At 40.2% G+C, this 21,458-nt stretch carries 19 protein-coding genes and 1 pseudogene; 10 read left to right on the plus strand and 10 right to left on the minus strand.

Annotated features, from left to right (window positions below):
- Position 1: 1 nt before the first annotated feature.
- Positions 2-772 (plus strand): 3'(2'),5'-bisphosphate nucleotidase CysQ, encoded by a 771-nt coding sequence (gene cysQ / locus I6E85_RS06125; RefSeq protein WP_007378438.1) that lies wholly within the window; start codon positions 2-4, stop codon positions 770-772.
- Positions 773-845: 73 nt separating this feature from the next.
- Here cysQ and I6E85_RS06130 read toward each other — a convergent pair whose 3' ends face one another.
- Both I6E85_RS06130 and I6E85_RS06135 read right to left on the minus strand, forming a co-directional pair.
- Positions 846-2,249 carry a P-loop NTPase fold protein gene (locus tag I6E85_RS06130; protein WP_197236716.1) on the minus strand — a complete coding sequence of 468 codons (1,404 nt, stop codon included), beginning with the start codon at positions 2,247-2,249 and terminating at the stop codon, positions 846-848.
- A gap of 279 nt (positions 2,250-2,528) precedes the next feature.
- Entirely contained in the window at positions 2,529-3,326 is a 798-nt protein-coding gene (locus I6E85_RS06135; protein WP_024589582.1) for an alpha/beta fold hydrolase, read from the minus strand.
- A 453-nt stretch (positions 3,327-3,779) separates the two neighbouring features.
- On the opposite strand from I6E85_RS06135, the gene I6E85_RS06140 reads away from it, so the two are divergent.
- Positions 3,780-5,069: an aromatic amino acid transport family protein gene (locus I6E85_RS06140; RefSeq protein WP_197236717.1), complete on the plus strand. Its 1,290-nt coding sequence runs from the start codon at positions 3,780-3,782 to the stop codon at positions 5,067-5,069.
- Positions 5,070-5,199: 130 nt separating this feature from the next.
- Entirely contained in the window at positions 5,200-6,543 is a 1,344-nt protein-coding gene (locus I6E85_RS06145) for a M24 family metallopeptidase (protein ID WP_197236718.1), read from the plus strand.
- 53 nt (positions 6,544-6,596) lie between these two features.
- Here I6E85_RS06145 and speD read toward each other — a convergent pair whose 3' ends face one another.
- From speD to I6E85_RS06185, 8 genes are all read right to left on the minus strand, one after another.
- On the minus strand, positions 6,597-7,409 hold the full coding sequence (gene speD / locus I6E85_RS06150; protein ID WP_007376266.1) for an adenosylmethionine decarboxylase: 813 nt from the start codon (positions 7,407-7,409) through the stop codon (positions 6,597-6,599).
- 88 nt (positions 7,410-7,497) lie between these two features.
- Positions 7,498-7,911: an OsmC family protein gene (locus I6E85_RS06155; protein WP_002958863.1), complete on the minus strand. Its 414-nt coding sequence runs from the start codon at positions 7,909-7,911 to the stop codon at positions 7,498-7,500.
- 86 nt (positions 7,912-7,997) lie between these two features.
- On the minus strand, positions 7,998-8,345 hold the full coding sequence (locus tag I6E85_RS06160; protein WP_007580087.1) for a DUF3802 family protein: 348 nt from the start codon (positions 8,343-8,345) through the stop codon (positions 7,998-8,000).
- A gap of 132 nt (positions 8,346-8,477) precedes the next feature.
- Positions 8,478-9,947, minus strand: coding sequence for a succinylglutamate-semialdehyde dehydrogenase (gene astD, locus I6E85_RS06165; RefSeq protein ID WP_007580085.1), 1,470 nt, complete (start codon positions 9,945-9,947; stop codon positions 8,478-8,480).
- A 15-nt stretch (positions 9,948-9,962) separates the two neighbouring features.
- Entirely contained in the window at positions 9,963-10,979 is a 1,017-nt protein-coding gene (astA, locus tag I6E85_RS06170; RefSeq protein WP_197236719.1) for an arginine N-succinyltransferase, read from the minus strand.
- An 85-nt stretch (positions 10,980-11,064) separates the two neighbouring features.
- On the minus strand, positions 11,065-12,270 hold the full coding sequence (locus tag I6E85_RS06175; RefSeq protein ID WP_024609239.1) for an aspartate aminotransferase family protein: 1,206 nt from the start codon (positions 12,268-12,270) through the stop codon (positions 11,065-11,067).
- 379 nt (positions 12,271-12,649) lie between these two features.
- Positions 12,650-13,810 carry an HDOD domain-containing protein gene (locus I6E85_RS06180; RefSeq protein ID WP_024609238.1) on the minus strand — a complete coding sequence of 387 codons (1,161 nt, stop codon included), beginning with the start codon at positions 13,808-13,810 and terminating at the stop codon, positions 12,650-12,652.
- A 43-nt stretch (positions 13,811-13,853) separates the two neighbouring features.
- Positions 13,854-14,435: an aminodeoxychorismate/anthranilate synthase component II gene (locus I6E85_RS06185; RefSeq protein ID WP_024609237.1), complete on the minus strand. Its 582-nt coding sequence runs from the start codon at positions 14,433-14,435 to the stop codon at positions 13,854-13,856.
- A 303-nt stretch (positions 14,436-14,738) separates the two neighbouring features.
- Here I6E85_RS06185 and I6E85_RS20945 point away from each other — a divergent pair.
- The 7 genes and pseudogenes from I6E85_RS20945 to I6E85_RS06215 form a co-directional block, all read left to right on the plus strand.
- Positions 14,739-14,834, plus strand: a pseudogene (locus tag I6E85_RS20945) (LysR family transcriptional regulator); the annotation flags it as partial.
- A 153-nt stretch (positions 14,835-14,987) separates the two neighbouring features.
- Complete coding sequence (locus I6E85_RS06190; protein ID WP_024600067.1) at positions 14,988-15,230, plus strand: YdcH family protein; 243 nt, start codon at positions 14,988-14,990, stop codon at positions 15,228-15,230.
- 443 nt (positions 15,231-15,673) lie between these two features.
- Positions 15,674-16,687, plus strand: coding sequence for a UDP-glucose 4-epimerase GalE (galE, locus tag I6E85_RS06195; protein ID WP_024589574.1), 1,014 nt, complete (start codon positions 15,674-15,676; stop codon positions 16,685-16,687).
- A gap of 1 nt (position 16,688) precedes the next feature.
- Positions 16,689-17,753 carry a UDP-glucose--hexose-1-phosphate uridylyltransferase gene (locus I6E85_RS06200; protein WP_101164423.1) on the plus strand — a complete coding sequence of 355 codons (1,065 nt, stop codon included), beginning with the start codon at positions 16,689-16,691 and terminating at the stop codon, positions 17,751-17,753.
- Positions 17,743-18,891, plus strand: a complete 1,149-nt coding sequence (gene galK, locus I6E85_RS06205; protein WP_197236720.1) for a galactokinase — start codon at positions 17,743-17,745, stop codon at positions 18,889-18,891. Before I6E85_RS06200 ends, galK begins: the two co-directional genes overlap by 11 nt.
- 19 nt (positions 18,892-18,910) lie before the next feature.
- Positions 18,911-19,915, plus strand: a complete 1,005-nt coding sequence (locus I6E85_RS06210; RefSeq protein WP_197236721.1) for a Gfo/Idh/MocA family protein — start codon at positions 18,911-18,913, stop codon at positions 19,913-19,915.
- Positions 19,916-19,944: 29 nt separating this feature from the next.
- Positions 19,945-21,267 (plus strand): dienelactone hydrolase family protein, encoded by a 1,323-nt coding sequence (locus tag I6E85_RS06215; protein WP_197236722.1) that lies wholly within the window; start codon positions 19,945-19,947, stop codon positions 21,265-21,267.
- The last annotated feature ends 191 nt before the right edge of the window (positions 21,268-21,458 follow it).

Consider the following 21,458-nt stretch of genomic DNA (forward strand, 5'->3'; position numbering starts at 1 on the left):
CATGAATCAAACCGAACTGCTAGAAGAAACCCTCATCCTTGCCCGCAAAGCAGGCCAAGCGATAATGGGAATTTACGAAAAGGACTTTAACGTTGAGTACAAAGCCGATGAAAGCCCCGTAACCGACGCCGATTTAGCAGCTCATAAACTGATTGTGGCAGGGCTTCAACAGCTCACACCCGACATTCCAATACTCAGTGAAGAAAATGCCGACATAAGCTGGGATGTACGCCAAACGTGGAAAAGCTACTGGTTAGTTGACCCAATCGACGGCACTAAAGAATTTATTAAAAAGAACGGTGAATTTACCGTAAACATCGCCCTAATTAAAAACGGCACTCCTATTTTAGCCGTAGTAGATGCACCTGCCCTTGGCGTATCGTACTTAGCCGCCGAAGCTATTGGCGCATTTAAAGATAAAGGCGATGAGCGAATTGAGCTTAAAGTAACAACTAAACCTAACAAAGGGTTAATTCGTGTTGTAGGTAGCCGCTCGCACCCATCACCCGATTTAGCCGAGTTTGTGAAACGCTTTGATGAGGTTGAAATGGTGTCTAAAGGCAGCTCACTAAAGCTGTGTTTAGTCGCTGAGGGCAGCGCCGATATTTACCCGCGCTTAGGTCCAACTTGCGAATGGGATACAGGTGCAGGCCATGCAATCGCCGAAATAGCCGGTGCTAAAGTCACTAAGCTTGATGGCAGCCCGCTTATTTATAACACCAAAGATGAATACTTAAATCCGTATTTTATTGTAAGTGCGATAGAAGAGTAAGCGCAGTTTTGAGTGGTTAGCTATCGGTTGTCAGCAAGACAAGTGATAGCTTTTGCTACAATAGGACTTTATATTAACTATTGAATTTGAAGCTTTCTAGCATTTCTATCCTCTGCTTTAAACTCTCTAGATCAATCGAATTTCGAAACCCGTCAAAACTTTTTGTTAATTGTACTACATCATATGAATAGCTCTGTTCTTCTGTACTAGCACTTTCATCAGAACTTATATCTTCATGGTACTTTAGCGCTTCTCCAATATTACCGTGGTATCTATCATTTTTTGCTCCAATTAAAGAGCTTTCAATTACTGCGCACGCTCTAGAATCTATTGATTTCAAATTAGGGGTTATTTTATGAAGAACTTTAATCAGCTTTTCTGGTGTATCTCCTCCATTAATATACCCACTATAACTTTCGTAATAGTACTCTTTAGCAACAATCAAGAATGCTAACAAGTCAGGGTAAAGATATACATCTTCCGCTGTAGATTTAACTACTAAATTTACTTTCGCAAATAACTGTTCTACTTCCCTTAAAGACAGTTTTTTAGCTTTCGCCAATAATTTAAAGGTATTCTTTAAGTGATCTTTTTCGTATCTAAATGATTGGTATTGAGTTCTTTTTTGAAAGAAAATATCAAACTCAAATATTTTATAAAGCTGTTCAATAAATGCGTCTAAATCACTCTCAGGCAAAATATACTCAATATCAATAAACCGCCTAAGATAACCCATTGCTTCAAACCCTGCACCATAGACCCCTTTAACGCTATGAGACAGTTGAAGTTTGTCCATTGCAATTACAAATACAAGACCTTCAATATCTAAAAGATGTTTTATTCTCTCTAGTAACTCAATTGCATAAGTAGGTCTGCACCGATCCAATTCATCAATAATAATAAATAATTGGCTTGTAGCTCCATCTTCATTTTTTAAAGCTTTTGATACATTCTCTTTAAAAGAAGTAATAGCCTCTTTACTCTTTGTATAATCATCCAAAAAATCTTTAGATAATCCCTCCGTGAATTTGGCTGCTTCAGCTTCAATTATTTTTTCAGCGTCAATTATTCCAGCAGTAGCAAGCTTTACTAACACGGGTAAACCTTTTTTTAAAATTTGTGCACCTGCACTCTTTGCATTAACCCATGCTTTACTTTTCTCTTTATCTCCCTCAACAAGAGACTCTATTTTTTTATTAACCTCGCCCAGAAATGCTTGCAGTGGATCATTAACGAAATCAGTTTCCCAGGCACTAAAGTAAATTGCCGAACAATCATTTATTTGTAGGTTAGCTTTTAACATCTCCAAAAATGTAGTTTTACCTTGCCCCCAAGGAGCATTCACGGATAAAACAATCGGTGAGCTAATGTTTTTGAGGAGTGTAGTAAAGTTTTCGACATGAGGTTTTCGTCCAAGCTTGTCATTCTCAAAAGGGTCGTTTGGATCAATAATTATTTTATGTGATTTAAATTCCATTTATGTATTCTTCTCCGATTCCAGCATTGAAAGGTCAACTCAAAAAAACTAATCTTATATTCACATCAGAAAGCTCTAATGTAAACATTGCTTATCAATAGGGATGTGCAAGCAAGCTATGCGTTTTTATTACCTTCTCGATTACTACGTACCCCACTCAGAATAACTCCTTTAGGATCAGGTCTTGCTTTTAGTTTAGGGCGAAAGCCAAAAAGAATGACCTAATCCAATTTACTAAGTACTTGCCATTAATTGAAAGCTTTTTAAAAGCGACAACCCTTAACGATTTTGCTGGGCGATAAAAGCAAGCGAGTGCTGATTGAATAAGTCAGGGCGTTCCACATTACAGACATGGCCGCAATGGTGAATAGTTTGCAGTACGCTATTTTTATGGCGCTTTACCATTTCTTTAACAGGGCCAAGGAACATATGATCTTCCTTACCCATAATGTAAAGAATGGGTATATCAATGTCTTTTTCTTTGAAATATTGCATTAAAGGATTTACGTCCATGGCTAATTTAAACCATTTTATAAACTCTTTTTGGCACAAGCGTTTTGCTTCACGAACAAACAAAAGTCGAGATTCTTTATGACGCTTTTTCGGCATCATAATAAAAGCAAATAAGCGATACAGCCACATATAAGGCAGGAAGTGTTTAAAAGTATTACCTAAATAAACCAATGTATTACTGCGAGTATTAAAACGAGTAACCGCTCCACCTAGCACCATGCTAGAAACATATTGCGGCGCAATTTCAGCAATATTTCGAATTATAATTGTGCCCAATGAAATGCCAACAAAGTGTGCGCTGGTAATATTGTTATGATCTAACACATCGATAATGTCTTTAGAGACATTATTAAATGAATAATTATTATCAACAAAGTTTTGTACTAAGTTATTCGATTTACCGTGACCACGAAGATCTAGCAACAACACATTATATTCTTTTTTATAGGCTTTAAGCTGACGAAACCAAATTGCCGAACTACCACCTGCTCCATGGACAAATACAACCCATGTTTTACTGGTTTCGTGCGCAAAAGTAGTATGGAAGAGAATATCTTTGCTCATTGCAGTTAGTGGCCTATTTACTTCGTTTGGCATATTCAATTGTAGGAAGTATAACGGAGTTTAATAAAAATCTCTTATGAAGTTGAGATTAATGGCTTCTACTTAGCAGCTTTTGGGAGCAGATTTTGATTTTTAAATGAAAACCAATAAAAATGATCTTCCCCTATTTTTACGTTATGAAAACCGCCTTCCTCGGCTTTCCTGCTAGCATGACGCTATAGCGTGTTGGGTTTCGCTCCAACTAACCAACCTACCCCGTACAGTAACTCTATAATGTGGCTTGCCATTTAAGGCTTTTGCTCACTTTTACACCACTGTTTCGTATTCATGACACTTACCCTCCAATTGAGTCTAATTAATTAGTCTAAAAATCTCTTCAAAACATGAAAAATGTCTCTAAAAACTATACCCTTCGGCACAGTTATTATTTAAATAATGGATGAGCACACACACATGACAACATCTCAAGATGCAACGCTTTCAAATGCATCACCAAACACACACACAAATTCAAGCAAAAATTCAAATACAAAAACTAAATGGAACCTGCACGATACGCAGTGGACATTAAGTTTATTTGGTACCGCCGTTGGTGCGGGTATTTTATTTTTACCTATTAACATTGGTATTGGCGGTTTTTGGCCGTTAATTATTATGGCGTGTTTAGCGTTCCCAATGACCTTTTTTGCGCACCGTGGATTAGCGCGCTTTGTACTTTCATCAAAAAATAAAGATGCCGATTTTACCGACGTAGTTGAAGAGCATTTTGGTGTGACTGCGGGGCGGTTAATTTCCTTGTTGTACTTTTTATCTATATTCCCAATTTTGCTTATTTACGGTGTAGGTTTAACCAATACCGTTGATAGTTTTATGGTTAATCAAATGGGGATGGAATCACCTTCTCGCGTGCTACTTTCGGGCGTATTAGTTGCAGGCATGATTAGCTTAATGATGGGCGGCGAGCGCTTAATGCTACGTGCCTTTGCTATTTTAGTGTATCCGCTTGTGGGCATATTGTTCTTTTTATCACTTTATTTAATCCCTAGCTGGCAGATGCCAGATATGACGGTGCCTGAAATAGGCAGCTTTAGTAAAACGTTGTGGTTATCGATTCCTATTATTGTGTTTTCGTTTAGCCACGCAGCGGCTATCTCAAGCTTTGTAAATGTGCAACGCGGTCATTACGGCGAACAAGCTACACGTAAGTCTGAGGCGATTTTAAAGCGCACTAGCTTGCTACTTATTACTTTCGTACTGTTATTTGTGTTCTCTTGCGTGCTGTCGCTTACAGGCGAGCAAATGGCAGCAGCTAAAGCGGCTAACGTATCGGTTTTATCCTACCTTGCTAATATTACTGATAACTCGTTTATTGCCACACTTGGGCCACTTGTTGCCTTTATTGCTATTACATCGTCGTTTTTGGGTCATTTTTTAGGTGCACGCGAAAGCTTTACAGGTTTAGTAACTAAACAAACAGGCTTAAGCGCTGGCGTTACCGATAAAATTGGTGTGTTAATCATGTTTTTAGCTATTTGGTTTTGTGCTGTTAAAAACCCAAGTATTTTAGACATGATGGATCAGTTATCGGGCCCTATCATTGCGATGATTTTATTCATTATGCCAATGATTGCAGTTTATAAAGTACCTGCACTTAATAAATACCGAAATCGCTTTAGCACGCTATTTATATTAGCGGTTGGCTCGCTTGCTGTATTTGCACTTTTATACAGCATGCTTAAGTAATAAAACTGTTTATACAAAAGCCCGGCTACTTTTTAGCCGGGCTTTTTTGTGTGCTGTTTATCTCAAATTGTTTTTTTATAGTCGCTCTTCAGGCATGTTATAAATTAACTAGCCTAAAAATAAAACAATTATGCACTTTACTAAACAACTCCTACTTTACGTAAGCTTGCTAACTACGCTTGTTTTAAGCCTCTTTGTTAAAGCCGATGACGCTCCCACTATTTTATCGATGAAAGAGCGCGCTGCGTTTATAGATAAAATAACTGAGCTTAGAGTTAATACCTTAATGCCCTCATTAATGAAGCAGCACAACACTGATATGTGGCTACTTATAAGTCGTGAATATAACGAAGATCCAATATTAAAAACAATGCTGCCTGCAACATGGCTTTCAGCCAGACGCACCACTATTTTGCTATTTGCACTTAATAAACAAGGTGGTGTTGATGCTTACGCTATTGCGCCTTATAAAATAGGTAACGTATTTAAAAAAGGGTGGGATAAACAAACACAACCAAGCCAGTGGGAAGCACTCAATACACTTATTGAGCAATACAAACCTCGCAACATTGCGCTTAATACTTCTACCGACTGGGCACATGCCGATGGCCTTGTGCTAGGCGATTACAAAACCTTAATGGCTAACTTGCCCGCCACTTATCACAATAAAATAATTTCTGCAGAGCCGCTTGCTGTTGCGTGGTTAGAGCAACGCATTCCTAAAGAAGTTAAAATGTATAAACATATTGTCGCTATTGCCCATCATATTATTGCAGAGGGGTTTTCGGGTAAAACAATTACGGTTGGTGAAACAACTAACGATGACTTGGTATGGTGGTTTAGAGAGCGCGTAAAAGAGCTCAAACTACAAACATGGTTTCACCCAAGTATTGCTATTCAGCGCGCCGATGCGAAGTCGTTCGATCATGAAGAAAGCTTTACCAATGGCTACGATGATAACGTTATACAAGCCGGTGACTTGCTTCATGTAGATTTTGGGATTACTTATTTACGCTTAAATACCGACACGCAGCAGCATGCGTATGTGCTCAAAGAAAACGAAATAAGTGCACCTAGTTACTTAGTTGAAGCACTAAAAAGCGGTAATAAACTACAAGACATATTTACCAATCAATTTGCGGTAGGTAAAACCGGTAATGAGGTTTTAGCTGCAGCACGAAAAGCCGCTATTGTTCAGGGATTAAAACCCACTATTTATACTCACCCTCTTGGCTATAATGGTCATGCTGCTGGCACTACATTAGGTATGTGGGATTCTCAGCAAGGTGTACCGGGAGATGGTGACTATCCGCTGCATTTAGATACGGCTTACTCAATTGAGCTTAACAATGCTGTGTTTATAAAACAGTGGAATAAAGAAATAAGAATAATGCTAGAGGAAGATGCTATTTTTGATAAAAGCGGTGTCTGGTATTTAAATGGCCGACAAACACAGCTATTGCTTGTAAAATAAAGTATAAAAAAATGGCGCTCACTGAGCGCCATTTTTAATTTAATTCGTTGCTATTATTCTGTATCTGGCAGGTTACGGCCATAGAATATTTCTTGCATTTCACGGGTCAGCTTTGAGCGAATTTCATCTTCTTCGCCCTCTGATAAATCTGCCGTAGAAAGGCCGAACAAATACGTGTTTAGATCGGTTTCTTTTAACATCATTTTGGTATGGAACAGGTTTTCTTGATACACGTTCACGTCCATCATTTGGTACGCTTCTTTTGTATCTTCTGTCATGAAGTTTTGAATCGAGCTAATAGCATGATCAATGTAGTGCTTAACACCGTTTATGTCGCGGGTAAAACCACGAACGCGGTAGTCAATTGTTACTACGTCTGATTCAAGGCTATGAATTAAGAAGTTTAACGCTTTAAGTGGCGAAATAATGCCACAAGTAGACACTTCAATATCAGCACGGAATGTACAAATACCATCATCAGGGTGAGCTTCTGGGTATGTGTGTACACAAATGTGGCTTTTATCTAGGTGCGCAACAACTGAATCAGGTAATGGGCCTGGTGCTTCGTCAGCATCATAATTTTGCTGCTCTTCTACTGGTTCTTCTGAAACCAAAATAGTTACACTTGCGCCTTGCGGTTCATAATCTTGGCGCGCTACATTTAAAATGTTAGCACCAATAATATCAACAACTTCACCTAAAATGTCGGTTAGTCTATCTGCACTGTACTGCTCATCGATATATTCAATATATTCTTTACGTTGTTGCTCGGTCTTTGCGTAACAAATATCATAAATACTAAAGCTTAAACTTTTGGTTAAATTGTTAAAGCCATGAAGTTTAAGTTTATCGAAGGGTTTGTTCATAATAAACCAACCTATAAATTAGTGGGTTCTGCACCTGCAGAATGAAAAGTTCGCGGATTTTATACGAATTTCCCTCGTGGAAAAAGCGTTATTTTGCTTGATCTTGCACAACTTCGTGGCTATGCGTAATTTCTACTGTTTTATCAAGCATTAATGCAACTGAGCAATACTTTTCAGCAGAGAGTGAAACGGCGCGTGCAAGGTGCTTTTCAGACACATTATTGCCTTTAACAACAAAGTGTAAATTGATTTTGGTAAACACACGTGGGGCTGTTTCGGCGCGCTCTGCACTTAGTTGTACTTGTACATCTGAAAAATCTTGTTTGGCTTTTTTTAAAATACTAACCACATCAACTGATGAACAACAGCCAACTGACATTAAAACCATTTCCATTGGGCTTGGTGCTGCACTATCGCTGCCGCCATCAAACACAACATTGTGGTTAGAATTAGAACGACCAATAAACGTATCGCCTTCAACCCATTTTACATTTGCTTGCATTGTTATATCTCAAAAAAATATTTTCTTGATTGTAAGCAAGTTAGCCGTAGTTGCAAATGAAAATGCAACGCAGGGCTATAAAATGGCTAAGATTGTTGTGTTAAAGCGCTATCAAAGAGGTTTTTTACTAAACCTGCAAATTCATCTATAAAGGCATGCTGTTCAACCGTGACAGGCTGTGAGGTGATGCTGCTGAGGACTTCTTCTAAATCGTAAACTATGCCATCAACTTCACGTACAATTTGACTACGCTGCTCTGTGTTGAGGTTTGTGTGCTGCTCGCAAATAAGCATCACATTTTGTGCAATAACGTCTTCGATTAATTCCATTACTGTTGGGGCACCTGGTTTTATTTCGCCTGGCTTCTCAAACAATGCTAAATTTTGAGTTAGATACATGATCAAATCATCGTACCCTTGCCTATCTAAAACCATTTTTGTACCACCTTTGTATAATTAATTATTTTTGATTTAAGCAGAAAGCGCTGTTGATTGCTAGCTTTGCGCGTTAGCAATACAAAAAAAGCAGCCGAAGCTGCTTTTATAATAATTAAGTAGTATTACTACTTAATCTATTTTTAAGCCTGGGCTTAGTGTTGCTGGCATAGCTACTTTTTCAAGCTCAACTGAAGCTACAGGGTATGCACAGTAGTCAGCTGCGTAATACGCGCTTGCTCTGTGATTGCCCGATGCGCCAATACCACCAAACGGTGCTGCGCTTGATGCGCCAGTAATTGGGCGGTTCCAGTTAACAATACCTGCACGAATACGACGTAAGAAATGGTCGTAATCTGCTGCACTGTCACTTAATAAACCAGCCGATAAACCAAAGGTTGTATCGTTTGCTTTATCAATGGCTTGGTCAAAGTCGTCAAAGCGGAATACTTTTAAAAGTGGTCCAAAATGCTCTTCATCTGGGAAGTCACTAATATTTGTACACTCAATAATACCTGGTGTTACAAAGCCGGTATTAGCTGTGTGCTCAAGTTCTACTAATACTTCACCACCAAGCTCAACAAGCTCGTTTTGCGCTTTAACCATACCCGCAGCTGCAGCTGATGAGATCATAGAGCCCATAAATGGCTGGTCTGCATCGTCATAATTACCTACTTTAATCGCTTTAGTTGCTGTGATTAAACGCTCAAGTATCACATCGCCTTTGCTACCTGTTGGTAAAAATAGTTTACGTGCACACGTACAACGCTGGCCACTTGAGATAAACGCTGATTGAATAATATCGTGAACAACCGCTTTAGTGTCTTCAACGTCAGTAATAATAAGTGGGTTATTACCACCCATTTCTAGCGCTAAAATTTTGCCAGGTTGACCCGCAAACTGTTCATGTAAAATATGACCAGTACGCGAAGAACCCGTAAAGAACAAGCCATCAATACCTTTGTGAGCAGCAAGGGCTTTACCCGTTTCTACTTCACCTTGTACAAGGTTAATGACACCTGCTGGTAAACCTGCTTTTTCCCACAGTTTAAGCGTAAGCTCAGCTACTTTAGGAGTAAGTTCAGACGGTTTAAACACAACCGTGTTACCTGCTAAAAGCGCTGGCACAATGTGGCCATTAGGTAAGTGACCCGGAAAGTTATACGGACCAAATACGGCTACAACACCATGTGGCTTATGACGAATCATCGCACGGCCAAGTGGCATTGCGTTTTCTACGTCGCCAGTGCGCTCTAAAAATGCTTTTTCAGAAATGGCAATTTTACCAACCATAGCACCCGCTTCTGTGCGAGTTTCCCACAGTGGCTTACCTGTTTCTTGTGCAATAGTAATAGCGAGCTCTTCGCTGTTTTCTTTTAATTGCGCTGCAAATGCTTTAATTATTTCTAAACGCTCAGTAAAGCTTTTATCAGCCCATGCATAAAACGCTTCGCGCGCTGCATTTACTGCGGTGTCTACTTGCGCCGCAGTTGCCGATGAAGCCTGCCAAATAACGTCGTTATTTGCAGGGTTTACTGAATTAAATTCTGTGCCTTGGCCTTGTGACCATTGACCATTTATAAATTGTGCAGGATGAGTCATATACTTTCTCCTAAATTAAATCGTGGTTGCACTAACAATATCGCCAGTTTGCAAATGCAGTGCATCTGCTATTTCTTGCGATAAAATAAGGCTTTTTGCGCGCTCGTCAAATGTCATTGGTGCAACGGTTGCTCTAAAGTCATTAAGCTTTTCGTTAGCTAGTAACACTATGGTGTCGCCAGTCATTTCGCCAATTTCAACGTTAAAGTTACGTGCATTACGAATAGTCGCAATGTTATCTACTTTTGCTTCAACCGTTGGGCCGCCGTCAAAAATGTCTACGTAGCCATTAAACGTAAAGCCTTCGCTTTTTAATAACTCGATTGCTGGGCGAGTGTTGTCGTGTACTTTACCTATTACGGCTTGCGCATCTTTACTTAGCAAGTTTACGTAAATTGGGTATTTAGGCATTAGTTCAGCAATGAAAACCTTTTGGCCAATACCTGTTAGGTAATCGGCTGTTGGAAAATCCATTGAGAAAAAGTGCTCTTCAAGCCACTGCCAAAAAGGGCTACTGCCGTTTTCGTCAGACACACCGCGCATTTCTGCAATCACTGTTTGCGCAAAACGCTCTTGATGCTGTTTTATAAACATAAAGCGCGCTTTTGAAAGTAGCTTACCGTTACAATTTTTACGATAGCCATCTTTTAAAAACAATGTGCAAAGCTCTGTAGCACCTGTGTAGTCGTTACATAGCGTTAGAATATCAACCGCTTTGTATACGTCTAATGTGCGCGAAGAGTGAATCACTTTACTTAAGTGATAATGATAAAATGCATCATCAAGCCCTACCGCAGCTTCAATTGCAGATGTTCCTACAACGTCACCGGTTTCGCTATCTTCAAGAACAAACAGGTAGCCTTCGTCACCAGGTTGTGACGTTTGTTTAGCAAAAGAGCTTACTGAATGGTCGATCTTTTTTTGCAATAGTTCTTCGTTTAATGGCAAAGACGTAAAACCATGCCCTGATTCGTGGGCAATTTTCAGTAATGCTGAATAATCATTTTGCTGGATTGGGCGAAGGATCATCATGAGTCCGCTTGCTCCCTTATAAATAACGGTAAATAGGAATTGCAGGGCAAGCAGTGCTTGCCCTTAATTGGTTGGCTTAAGTCGCTTATGCGTTTACTACGCTTGCTACTGCTTTTTCAAAGCGTGCCATACCTTCGCGAATGTCCGCTTCAGGAATTACTAAAGATGGAGTGAAACGTATTACATCTGCACCAGCAACTAATGACATAAGGCCTTGCTCAGTCCCTGCCACTAAAAACTCTTTTGCACGACCTTTATATTGCTCGTTCACTACTGCACCAATTAATAAACCTTGGCCACGGATTTCGCTAAATACGTTGTATTTGTCGTTAACCGCAGTAAGTAGTTCATTAAATAATGCTGCTTTAGCTTTTACGCCAGCAAGTACTTCTGGGGTATTTACTGTATCAAATGCAGCTTCTGCAACAGCACACGCAAGCGGGTTGCCGCCATAAGTAGAACCATGAGTACCTACTTTAAGATGCTGTGCAATTTCAGTTGTTGTGATCATAGCGCCAATAGGGAAACCGCCGCCAAGTGCTTTAGCTGAAGTTAAAATATCAGGTACTATGTTTAAGCCTTGGTATGCGTATAAATCGCCAGTACGGCCAACACCTGTTTGAACTTCATCAAAAATAAGCAGTGCGCTATGTTTAGTACATAAATCGCGAACGCCTTGAGCAAACTCGTCAGTTGGTGAAACAATACCGCCTTCACCTTGTAGAGGTTCCATCATTACGGCACATGTTTTATCGCTGATAAGCGCTTCAAAAGCAGCTAGGTCGTTGTAATCACAATGTACAATGTCGCCAGGCTTAGGACCAAAACCATCTGAATATGCAGCTTGGCCACCAACAGTTACGGTAAAGAATGTACGACCGTGGAAACCTTTGTTGAACGCGATGATTTGTGATTTTTCTGCGCCAAACTTATCAAGTGCAAAACGACGCGCTAACTTAAGCGCTGCTTCGTTTGCTTCTGCGCCTGAGTTGGCAAAATAAACTTTTTCAGCAAATGTAGCATCAACCATTTTTTTAGCTAGGCGAAGTGCCGGCTCATTGGTCATTACATTTGATAGATGCCAGATTTTTTCGCCTTGCTCTTTTAATGCGCCTACTAATGCAGGGTGGCAATGGCCAAGACAGTTAACTGCAATACCACCAGCAAAGTCGATAAACTCTCGACCTTCTTGATCCCATACGCGAGAACCTTCGCCTCGAACAGGAATTACGCTTGAAGGTGCGTAGTTAGGAACCATTACGTGATCAAATAATTCGCGATTGACTGTCATTTTATTTCCTCTTAATTGTGAGCAACACAAAACATCAAAATAGGTGTTTGGTTAATATTTGTAACCAACTTTATAGGCAAGATCAGTAACCTGATAATTGCGCAAAATTGCTTTGTGGTTCAATTTTCAGACGCACATTATTTCAGAATTACTTATATCTGTCTCGTTAAAAACTTTCATGTATCCCTTGAAAATAAAGGGCTAAAGATATTATTTCATAGATAGTGAATAACTATTTGCATAGCCATTCATACTTGGTTTTAGACAACTAACCGCATGAGCGCAGAGGCAAGCACGCTTTAATCGGCAAATATGCAATATAACAATAGAGTGAGAATGAATGGTTAGTCGCAAAAAAATTAACAAAAAATTCAGATTTTTAGTCAATTTGAATAGCTAAATTGGTAAAATTACTCGATTGGAGGGTTTTTAGTTCCGTTTTAGTGAACTTAAAGTACGAAAACCAGCTTAGAGTTTCATCAGGCTCAATAAGTTGATGCTCTTTTAAATTAAGATATTGAGAGTAGCACCGTGCCTTTAGCATTACTTCTGTTAATGGCAGTAATGTATCGCCTTTATCTACCCCATTTACTAGCTGCTGCATTACACCTTTAAACGGTAAATATTTAAAAGCCATTTTGTCTATTACTTTGGCGCTTACTTCTATCGACTTATTGCTAAGTAGAGTGGTTAAAAATAGCGGGTCGGGCTGTAGCTCTAATAATGCGGTGTGTAAATCTTTTTGGTTTTCATTTCGGGCTAACTGCACTTTGCGTTGCCATACTTTCTCAAACGTTTTTAAGTACAAGCGCACTAATGCAATTCGTCCTACATCTAAAAGCATTCCAAGGGTAAATGCATGTACGTCATTCACATTATTAATTTGTGCAATTTTTTGCGCTGCAATCGCGTTTGCCATCGCGCTGTCGCGTAGCCGGCGTTTTAATAATGAAAATGGTTCGGTGCTATGTGGCATCCAATGACGGGCAGCAAATGTAGGAATCACTAGCTGTAAGTTATCAAGGCCAATATAACGAAGGGCAAGCGATGGTTTATCTACTTTCACAGACGTGTTTTTACTACGCTGATTACGATAGTAAGGTAAATTAACAAGCGTTACTAATTCTCTACCCAACCAGCCTATATCATTTACCAATGGTTCTAAGCGCCCTACTGATGCCGACTTTACAGCTAATATATCGAGTATATTGGCAATGCCATCTTCAATGCCTATAGTACTGTGAATTACACCATCTATATCTTCGAGCTGCTTATATATAGCTGTTTCAATTGTTTTGTGTAGTTGCTCACTCGCTTGAGCGCGGTACTTATGATGTGCAGTACTGCTTTGCTGGCGTTTATTCTGTGCGGCCACTTCAACCTGAAGCAAAGTGCGTTGCTTCATGGGTTCGCCGTAATCTATATCTAATGTATGGATGAAACCAATTTGCTGATGCGCAAAGCTGTGCCCAAGCAATAAGTCATGAGCCCGTTGGCTTAGTATTTTGGCAGTACGCTGCTGGGCTACAAGTTCAGTCATGACATCCATTAATAAAGTATTAAATGCTCTGTGTATTATAACATTAGAAGCGAGTTAAAAAGTTATCAAGCAGTTCTAAGCCTTGATCAGTTAGAATAGCTTCGGGGTGAAACTGCACACCTTCGATTGCTAGTTCTTTATGAAGTAACCCCATAATTTCGTCAAACTCGCCTTGCTCAGTCTGACTCCATGCGGTTACTTCAAGTTCTTTAGGTAGAGTTTGCTCTTTAACCACTAAAGAATGATAACGACATACTGTTAACGGGTTAGCTAAGCCTTTAAACACCCCTTTATTAGTGTGAACTATGGGTGATGTTTTACCGTGCATTACTTTTTTAGCACGTATTACATTTCCCCCTAAAGCTTGCGCGATAGTTTGATGCCCCAAGCAAATCCCTAAAATAGGATATTGCCCTTTTAGTTGCTCAACAACATTTAACGAAATACCCGCTTCGTTAGGCGTGCATGGCCCCGGCGATAACACGATGTGTTTCGGGTTCAACTGCTTTATTTGTGCAATGCTTAGCTCGTCATTACGTTTCACTAAAACGTCTTGATCTAAACGCTGAAAATATTGCACTAAGTTGTAAGTAAACGAATCGTAGTTATCGATCATTAACAGCATTACACAACAAACCTTATAAATTATTGACCACTTACTTCACACAAGTGGTACTAAGCGCTGCATTCTACCACTATTAATTAGTCAACATAAATTAGCAAAAAGCGTTAAAAATTAACTCTTTTTGCTAAAAGCTCTTTAAAGTCTCTAGTGGGTACTGGTTTACTTAACCCGAACTCTGCTTAAGAGATTTATTAACGTATTAAATCATGATGATATTTAAATTTATTTTCTCTAGCCAGAGATACCTTGCAGCTTGAGCAATAATATCGAGCTATAAGCTTTTCGCGAGTAGTTAACACTCCTATTTAGGCTGTATACCCCAACAATAAATTATTGACCCCTAAAGTACGTGCGTTTATTGATCGCTCTGTTAAATACTTTGGTGAAATGCCTTACTGAGCAAAATAAACAGATTGTTTGCTCTACATCAAATTAGCGGCTCAATGGTTGAATTATATCTATGTAAGCCCCAGTGTATTATATGAAAGGCAGTAATTCACTTATACAACTCACTTACTTGTGAGCTCATTTATATCCTATTAAGGAGCGAATATGTTAGGCGAAGACCACTCATTAACTAATGACTTTCCAGAGTACTTAAGGACAATTGCCGAGTTAAATGAAAGCGATACTGAATTTGCAAAAAAAGCAGATAAGTACGACAAGCTAGATAAAGAAATTAGAGTGTTAGAGCTCAAAGATGCGCCCATAAGCGATGAGCAAATGCATCAGCTAAAACATGAACGTACAGAATTAAAAGATTGGCTATACGAGCGCTTGCAGCAAGAGCAGTAATCCAGCTAAAAAAAGAGCTCACTGACAAGTGAGCTCTTTAGATCAACCATAAGGATTTTTTCTAAAACTTTACAAAGCCACCCACAGATTTCATAAATACAGTACTTGGGTTAATAACATCTTTGCGTTTCTAGCAAGTGCTATCGGTAGCACCGGTAAGTAAAACTGTTTTATTTATGTTGCTCTCTCCTAACTTTGTTCTCGCTATATTAGCAGCCCCCCTACCGCTGAAATTAGGTCAATAATCGAAACAGTTTATCTAATCAATTGATAAAGCTAAGCCTTTGTTAGTTAAAATAAAAGCATGCTATTTAGAGGCAGGCGAGTGTTTAATCTGAATGTTTTTTATGCTTTTATTTGAATTATCCAACAATCATAACTATTGTTTTTAAACCACCTTAATAGTAGTATTTATCATATAAATACACTTTTCGAGAATAAACATGAAAGTTTTAGTCACTGGCGGCATGGGTTACATAGGTAGCCACACATGTATTGCATTGCATGAAGCAGGTATTACACCTGTTATTTATGATAACTTGTCTAATGCTAGTTCGCGGGTACTTGACCAACTCGAAAAGATTACTGGCACTCGGTTTGAGTTTATATTGGGTGACATTCAAGACGAGCAACAATTTAAACTCGCCCTAAAACATACTAAAGCCGAAGCTGTTTTTCACTTTGCGGCTTTAAAAGCCGTTGGCGAATCAACTGAGCAACCACTGCGTTATTATCAAAATAATGTGTCGGGCACATTAAGCATGCTACAAAACATGCAAGAGGCAGGCGTTAACCATATTATATTTAGCTCATCGGCTACAGTATACGGTGAGCCAGACTACCTCCCTATTGACGAAAAGCATCCTATACGCGCAACTAATCCTTATGGTTGGACTAAAGTCATGGTTGAACAAGCCATGCAAGACGTATGTAATGCCAACAGTCAATTTATGGGTATTGCGCTTCGTTACTTTAACCCAGTAGGTGCACACCCAAGTGGTTTATTAGGTGAAAGCCCTAATGGTATTCCTAATAACTTAATGCCTTTTATTGCTCAAACTGCAGTAGGTAAACGTGACGTGGTCAATATTTTTGGTGACGACTACGACACCGAAGATGGCACAGGCGTGCGCGACTATATTCATGTTTTAGATTTAGCTAAAGGTCATGTTGCGGCATTTATGCAGCATAAAACAGATACCGCCTTTCATGCTTACAACTTAGGCACAGGGCAAGGTTATTCTGTGCTTGATATGATCAACGCATTTAGCGCATCAGCCAATAAAGATATTCCGTATAAGATTGCGCCGCGCCGAGCAGGTGATATTGCCTGTAACTACGCCGATGCCACAAAAGCGCAAAACACACTTAACTGGCACGCAGAACTAACACTTAGCGACATGACAAACGACACATGGCGCTGGCAAACTAATTACCCAAGTGGGTTGGAGAGTTAACATGGCTTTATTAGAAAGTACTCACAGACGTAAAAATCCGCTAACGGGTCGTTGGGTATTAGTGTCACCACATCGTAATAACCGCCCATGGTTAGGCGCAACAGAAGCCGTTAACGAAAACGTACTACCAAAACACGATGACAGCTGCCCACTTTGCCCAAGTAATACCCGTGCAAATGGCGACAGCAATCCAGATTACAAATACACACACGTATTTAGAAATGACTTTGGCGCATTAACACCTAATGCCAGCGAGCAATTACAAGCCTTAGAGTCAGACAGCGATTTATTTATTGCCGACGAAGCCAGTGGCGAATGCCGCGTAATTTGTTTTTCTCCAGAGCACAATAAAACACTACCAGAGCTTAGCCAAAACGCATTGCACGAAGTAGTAAAAACCTGGAAACAAAATTACACAGAGCTTGCACAGCAGTACGAATGTGTACAAGTTTTTGAAAATAAAGGCGAGATCATGGGTTGCTCGCAACCTCATCCTCACGGCCAAGTATGGGCTCACTCGCATTTATCAACCGAAATAGAAGCCGAAGATACCCAGCAGCTTGCCTATTATAAAAAGCATGGTACAGCTATGCTTGCCGATTACGCGCAAAAAGAGCAAGCAGATCAAACACGTGTTGTATTTGAAAACGAACATTGGCTTGTTGTGGTGCCATTTTGGGCAGCATGGCCGTTTGAAACAATGCTAGTAACTAAAGATAATATTCAAAACTTTAGCCAGCTAAACGATGTGCAAACCGACTCTTTGGCTCAGGCACTTAAAGTATTAACCACTAAGTACGACAACGTATTTAATTGCAGCTTCCCATACTCAATGGGGTGGCACAATGCACCGGCTAACAGAGGCTCTGATGAGCAACATTGGCGCTTACATGCTCATTTTTATCCGCCGCTACTTCGCTCTGCTACTGTTAAAAAACACATGGTAGGCTACGAAATGCTAGGCGAAAGCCAACGCGACTTAAGCGCAGAAACCGCTGCTTCTATTTTAAAAGCAGCCAGTACCACACACTATAAAGATACAGCAGGACACACAGATGAAGCTTAACGAATTCCAACAACAATTTTTGTCACTGTATGGCGCGCCTGCTCAAGGTATTGCTGCAGCACCGGGCCGTGTAAACCTTATTGGCGAATTTACCGACTACAACGACGGTTTTGTTTTACCGTGTTCGTTAGAGTTTCGTACCCAAGTAATGTTTAAAGAGCGCGACGACAATATTATCACTGTGCATTCTTTAAATTATCCAGGCGAGCAAGACAGCTTTAGCGTTGATGAAGAAATTACTGAAGGCCAATCGCAATGGGGTAACTACATTCGTGCTGTTACTTATGTTCTTAAAAGAGCGGGCTACAAACTACGTGGCGCCGACCTACTAATTGACAGTAACTTACCGCAAGGTAGTGGCTTGTCGTCATCGGCCGCACTAGAAGTTGCAGTTGGCGGTATGTTTAACCATATTGCACAGCTTGGTTTACCGCCAGAGCAAATTGCGCTATTTGGCCAAGAAGCCGAAAATGACTTTATGCATTGCCAATGCGGCATTATGGATCAGCTTATTTCAGCTAAAGGCGAAAATGGGCATGCACTATTAATCGACTGTGAAAACCTAGCAACTAAATCAGTTAAAGTTCCTGATGATTTAAATATTGTTATTGTTAACTCTAACTACCCGCGTAAGTTGGTTGATAGCGAATACAACCAGCGCCGTATTGACTGCGAACAAGCAGCTGTAAAAATGGGTGTAGAAACACTTCGCCAAGCAACCATGACTGCCCTGCAAGCAGTAAAAGCGACATTAAGCGAAAACGAATATAAACGTGCACACCACGTAATTAGCGAAAACGACCGTGTAATTGCAGCAACAACTGCACTACAGAATAACGATATGGATGCACTTCGCGAATTAATGGCTGCATCGCATCAATCTCTCAAACACGACTTTGAAGTAACCGTACCAGCAACCGATGGCCTAGTAGAAATTTGTAAAGAAGCGATGGGCGATCGCGGCGCAGTACGTATGACGGGTGGCGGCTTTGGTGGTGCTATTGTATGTTTGTGTCGCGATGCGGAAGTACCACTAATTAAAGCTGCGGTAGAAAAGCATTACTTTGAGCGTTTTAGCCTAAATGCTGATATTTACGTATGTTCAGCGGGCTCAGGATTACAAATTACGTCTTTTTAAATAAACTTAAGGAATAAGCATGGCAAAGGTTAATTGGGGAATTATTGGGTGTGGCAATATAGCTCACACCTTTGCTAAAAGCATTGCGCATTGTAGTGATGCACAGCTTATTGGCGCGGCTTCAACGAGTATGCAGCGCGCTAAAGAATTTGCCACACCGTACAATATTCAAGGCTACGAGAGCTATCAAGCTCTTATGCAGTGCCCAAATATAGACGCTATTTATATTGCCAATACGCACGATCAACACTTTAAAACTATCGCCCAATGCTTAACACACAATAAGCACGTGCTAAGCGAAAAACCGATTACCGTTAATGCTAAGCAATTGCAAAACCTCACTGAGCTTGCCAAGCAACAAAACTGCTTTTTAATGGAAGGCGTTTGGATGCGGTTTTTACCAGCCATAGTAAAATTACAACAACTCCTAAGTGAAGGTGTTATTGGTAATGTGCACAGTGTTAATGCCAACTTTAGTTTACCTGGCAGCTTTGCCGACACTCACCGATTAATGAACCCTGTAACAGCGGGTGGCGCCCTGCTCGATTTAGGTATTTACCCTATTTCGATTGCTGATGTGGTATTTAATAAAGCCCCTGAACACATCAAATCCTTTGTATATAAAAGCACAACCGGCGTTGATGAGCGAAGCACTGCTATAGTTGATTACGGTAACGGGCAATTTGCATCTCTTGCCAGCGCACTGCAGCAAAATGGCCCAACAGAAGCATGTATTAATGGTGAGCTTGGCTATATCCGAATACCTCAGTTTGTAGGTGCAAAAACGCTAGAGCTACACATAAACGACCAAGACCCTCAGTACTTTGAATACGACTTTAGCGACGATGAAAACTTTAAGTTTGAAATTGCACATGTCACGCAGTGTATATTACAAAAACAAACCCAAAGCTGTGTATTACCACTGGGTACTAGCTTACGGGTTATGAACATAATGGATACCTTACGAGCACAATGGCAGCTGCAATATAGCAATGCCGTCGAGTCGGCTGAACTGACAAATTAAAAAATAAAAATACACAACAAGGACACACAATGACACACACACTCAAGGCGCTTTCAAAAGCCATATTACTTGCTACGTGCAGTTTATCTGCCAGTGTAGCTGTTGCTGAATCTAATAAACCAGAACAGCTATATCCGCCAATCACTAGCGAAGTACTCCCAGAGCTTGCAGCTAAAGGTAGCTACAAAGTAGGTGTGCAAACATTTGATTTAGTTAACCCTGCGCAATTTGACCCTGCTACACAAGGCCAAAAAGATCGTCCTTTAAAAGTAGAAGTGTGGTATCCGGCTGTAAATACAGCAAAAGCGCCACTTACCAGCTACACAGATGAAACTCGCTCAGGTAAAGAGTTTACTCTGCAAGCCGATGCAATGCGTGATGTCGCCATTAATAATAAAGAGCACTACCCTGTGATAGTGCTTTCGCACGGTTATACCGGTTACCGTACAATTATGTACTACCTTGGCGAGCACTTAGCGTCGCACGGTTACATTGTGGTAGCGATTGATCATACTGACTCAACCAATGCTGATGTTGATTTTAAAAACGCGCCGTTCTCTGGCTTTTTTAGCACGCTTATAAATCGCTCACGCGATCAGCAGTTTGTTATTAATTACTTTAATGAGCAAAACAACTTTGCAAGCAAGCAGGTAGATAACAAAAGCGCAGGCGTAATTGGTTACTCAATGGGTGGCTATGGCGCTGTAAATACGATAGGTGGTTGTTACGCTTTTAATGAGCAAACTACGGCTATGTTTACAGGTATGAAAGACCCAGCTCAAATTAAACAAGTACAGCAATTACTAAACAGCTGCGCTGGTGGGCAATACCAAAACCCAAAAGTAGACCCGCGTATAAAAGCGATGGTGGCCTTTGCACCATGGGGCGGACAGCACGCTATATTTGATGCCAAAGCGATGGGAAATATTAAAGTACCTTCGCTTTATGTCGCCGGTAACTTAGATGACATTTCTGGCTATGAAGGTATTAAAAACCTTTATAACCAAACAGGCAGCAAAGATAAGTACATGCTTACTTACAAAAATGCACGCCATAATATTGCACCACACCCAGCCCCTGCTATTGCACAAAGCAGCAGTGAGCTAGATATAGGCCATTACTACGAGCCTTCGTGGTCTATGCGCACAATTAACGAAACCAACAAGCATTTTGTACTTGCGATGATGGACTGTCATGTAAAAGGCATAACCACTCAATGTGAATACTTAGATTTACCACAAAACGGCGACCAAGCTGTTGTTGACGGTAAACCACTACCACAGTGGCGCGGGTTTGATAATCGCTTTTCTACCGGTATGGATTGGCAGCAAGCTAAACCACACGCTAAGTAACTTACTCAACACGGCTATCTTTTTTTATAGCCGTGTTCGCACTTAAAATCACCTCAAAGTAAAACGTGTTTTATTAAAGAGTTACCTGTTAAAAAAACACGCTTACTTTTTAATCAGGAATTTTAAGAAAAATCATTGCCATTAGCCTCAGTTAAAGGCAATCTAGCTATATATAAGATAAATAATATTAA

The organism is Pseudoalteromonas sp. NZS71, from assembly GCF_015864715.1.
GTDB lineage: Bacteria > Pseudomonadota > Gammaproteobacteria > Enterobacterales > Alteromonadaceae > Pseudoalteromonas > Pseudoalteromonas arctica.

Excerpts from the sequence above, each read along its gene's own strand:
- galK (WP_197236720.1), top strand. The coding sequence starts at position 17,743 with ATGAAGCTTAACGAATTCCAACAACAATTTTTGTCACTGTATGGCGCG.
- galE (WP_024589574.1), top strand. The coding sequence starts at position 15,674 with ATGAAAGTTTTAGTCACTGGCGGCATGGGTTACATAGGTAGCCACACA.
- I6E85_RS06185 (WP_024609237.1), bottom strand. The coding sequence starts at position 14,435 with ATGCTGTTAATGATCGATAACTACGATTCGTTTACTTACAACTTAGTG.
- I6E85_RS06200 (WP_101164423.1), top strand. The coding sequence starts at position 16,689 with ATGGCTTTATTAGAAAGTACTCACAGACGTAAAAATCCGCTAACGGGT.
- I6E85_RS06145 (WP_197236718.1), top strand. The coding sequence starts at position 5,200 with ATGCACTTTACTAAACAACTCCTACTTTACGTAAGCTTGCTAACTACG.
- I6E85_RS06215 (WP_197236722.1), top strand. The coding sequence starts at position 19,945 with ATGACACACACACTCAAGGCGCTTTCAAAAGCCATATTACTTGCTACG.
- I6E85_RS06135 (WP_024589582.1), bottom strand. The coding sequence starts at position 3,326 with ATGAGCAAAGATATTCTCTTCCATACTACTTTTGCGCACGAAACCAGT.
- I6E85_RS06180 (WP_024609238.1), bottom strand. The coding sequence starts at position 13,810 with ATGACTGAACTTGTAGCCCAGCAGCGTACTGCCAAAATACTAAGCCAA.
- astA (WP_197236719.1), bottom strand. The coding sequence starts at position 10,979 with ATGATGATCCTTCGCCCAATCCAGCAAAATGATTATTCAGCATTACTG.
- astD (WP_007580085.1), bottom strand. The coding sequence starts at position 9,947 with ATGACTCATCCTGCACAATTTATAAATGGTCAATGGTCACAAGGCCAA.
- cysQ (WP_007378438.1), top strand. The coding sequence starts at position 2 with ATGAATCAAACCGAACTGCTAGAAGAAACCCTCATCCTTGCCCGCAAA.
- I6E85_RS06155 (WP_002958863.1), bottom strand. The coding sequence starts at position 7,911 with ATGCAAGCAAATGTAAAATGGGTTGAAGGCGATACGTTTATTGGTCGT.
- I6E85_RS06210 (WP_197236721.1), top strand. The coding sequence starts at position 18,911 with ATGGCAAAGGTTAATTGGGGAATTATTGGGTGTGGCAATATAGCTCAC.
- I6E85_RS06190 (WP_024600067.1), top strand. The coding sequence starts at position 14,988 with ATGTTAGGCGAAGACCACTCATTAACTAATGACTTTCCAGAGTACTTA.
- I6E85_RS06160 (WP_007580087.1), bottom strand. The coding sequence starts at position 8,345 with ATGGTTTTAGATAGGCAAGGGTACGATGATTTGATCATGTATCTAACT.
- speD (WP_007376266.1), bottom strand. The coding sequence starts at position 7,409 with ATGAACAAACCCTTCGATAAACTTAAACTTCATGGCTTTAACAATTTA.
- I6E85_RS06175 (WP_024609239.1), bottom strand. The coding sequence starts at position 12,270 with ATGACAGTCAATCGCGAATTATTTGATCACGTAATGGTTCCTAACTAC.
- I6E85_RS06130 (WP_197236716.1), bottom strand. The coding sequence starts at position 2,249 with ATGGAATTTAAATCACATAAAATAATTATTGATCCAAACGACCCTTTT.
- I6E85_RS06140 (WP_197236717.1), top strand. The coding sequence starts at position 3,780 with ATGACAACATCTCAAGATGCAACGCTTTCAAATGCATCACCAAACACA.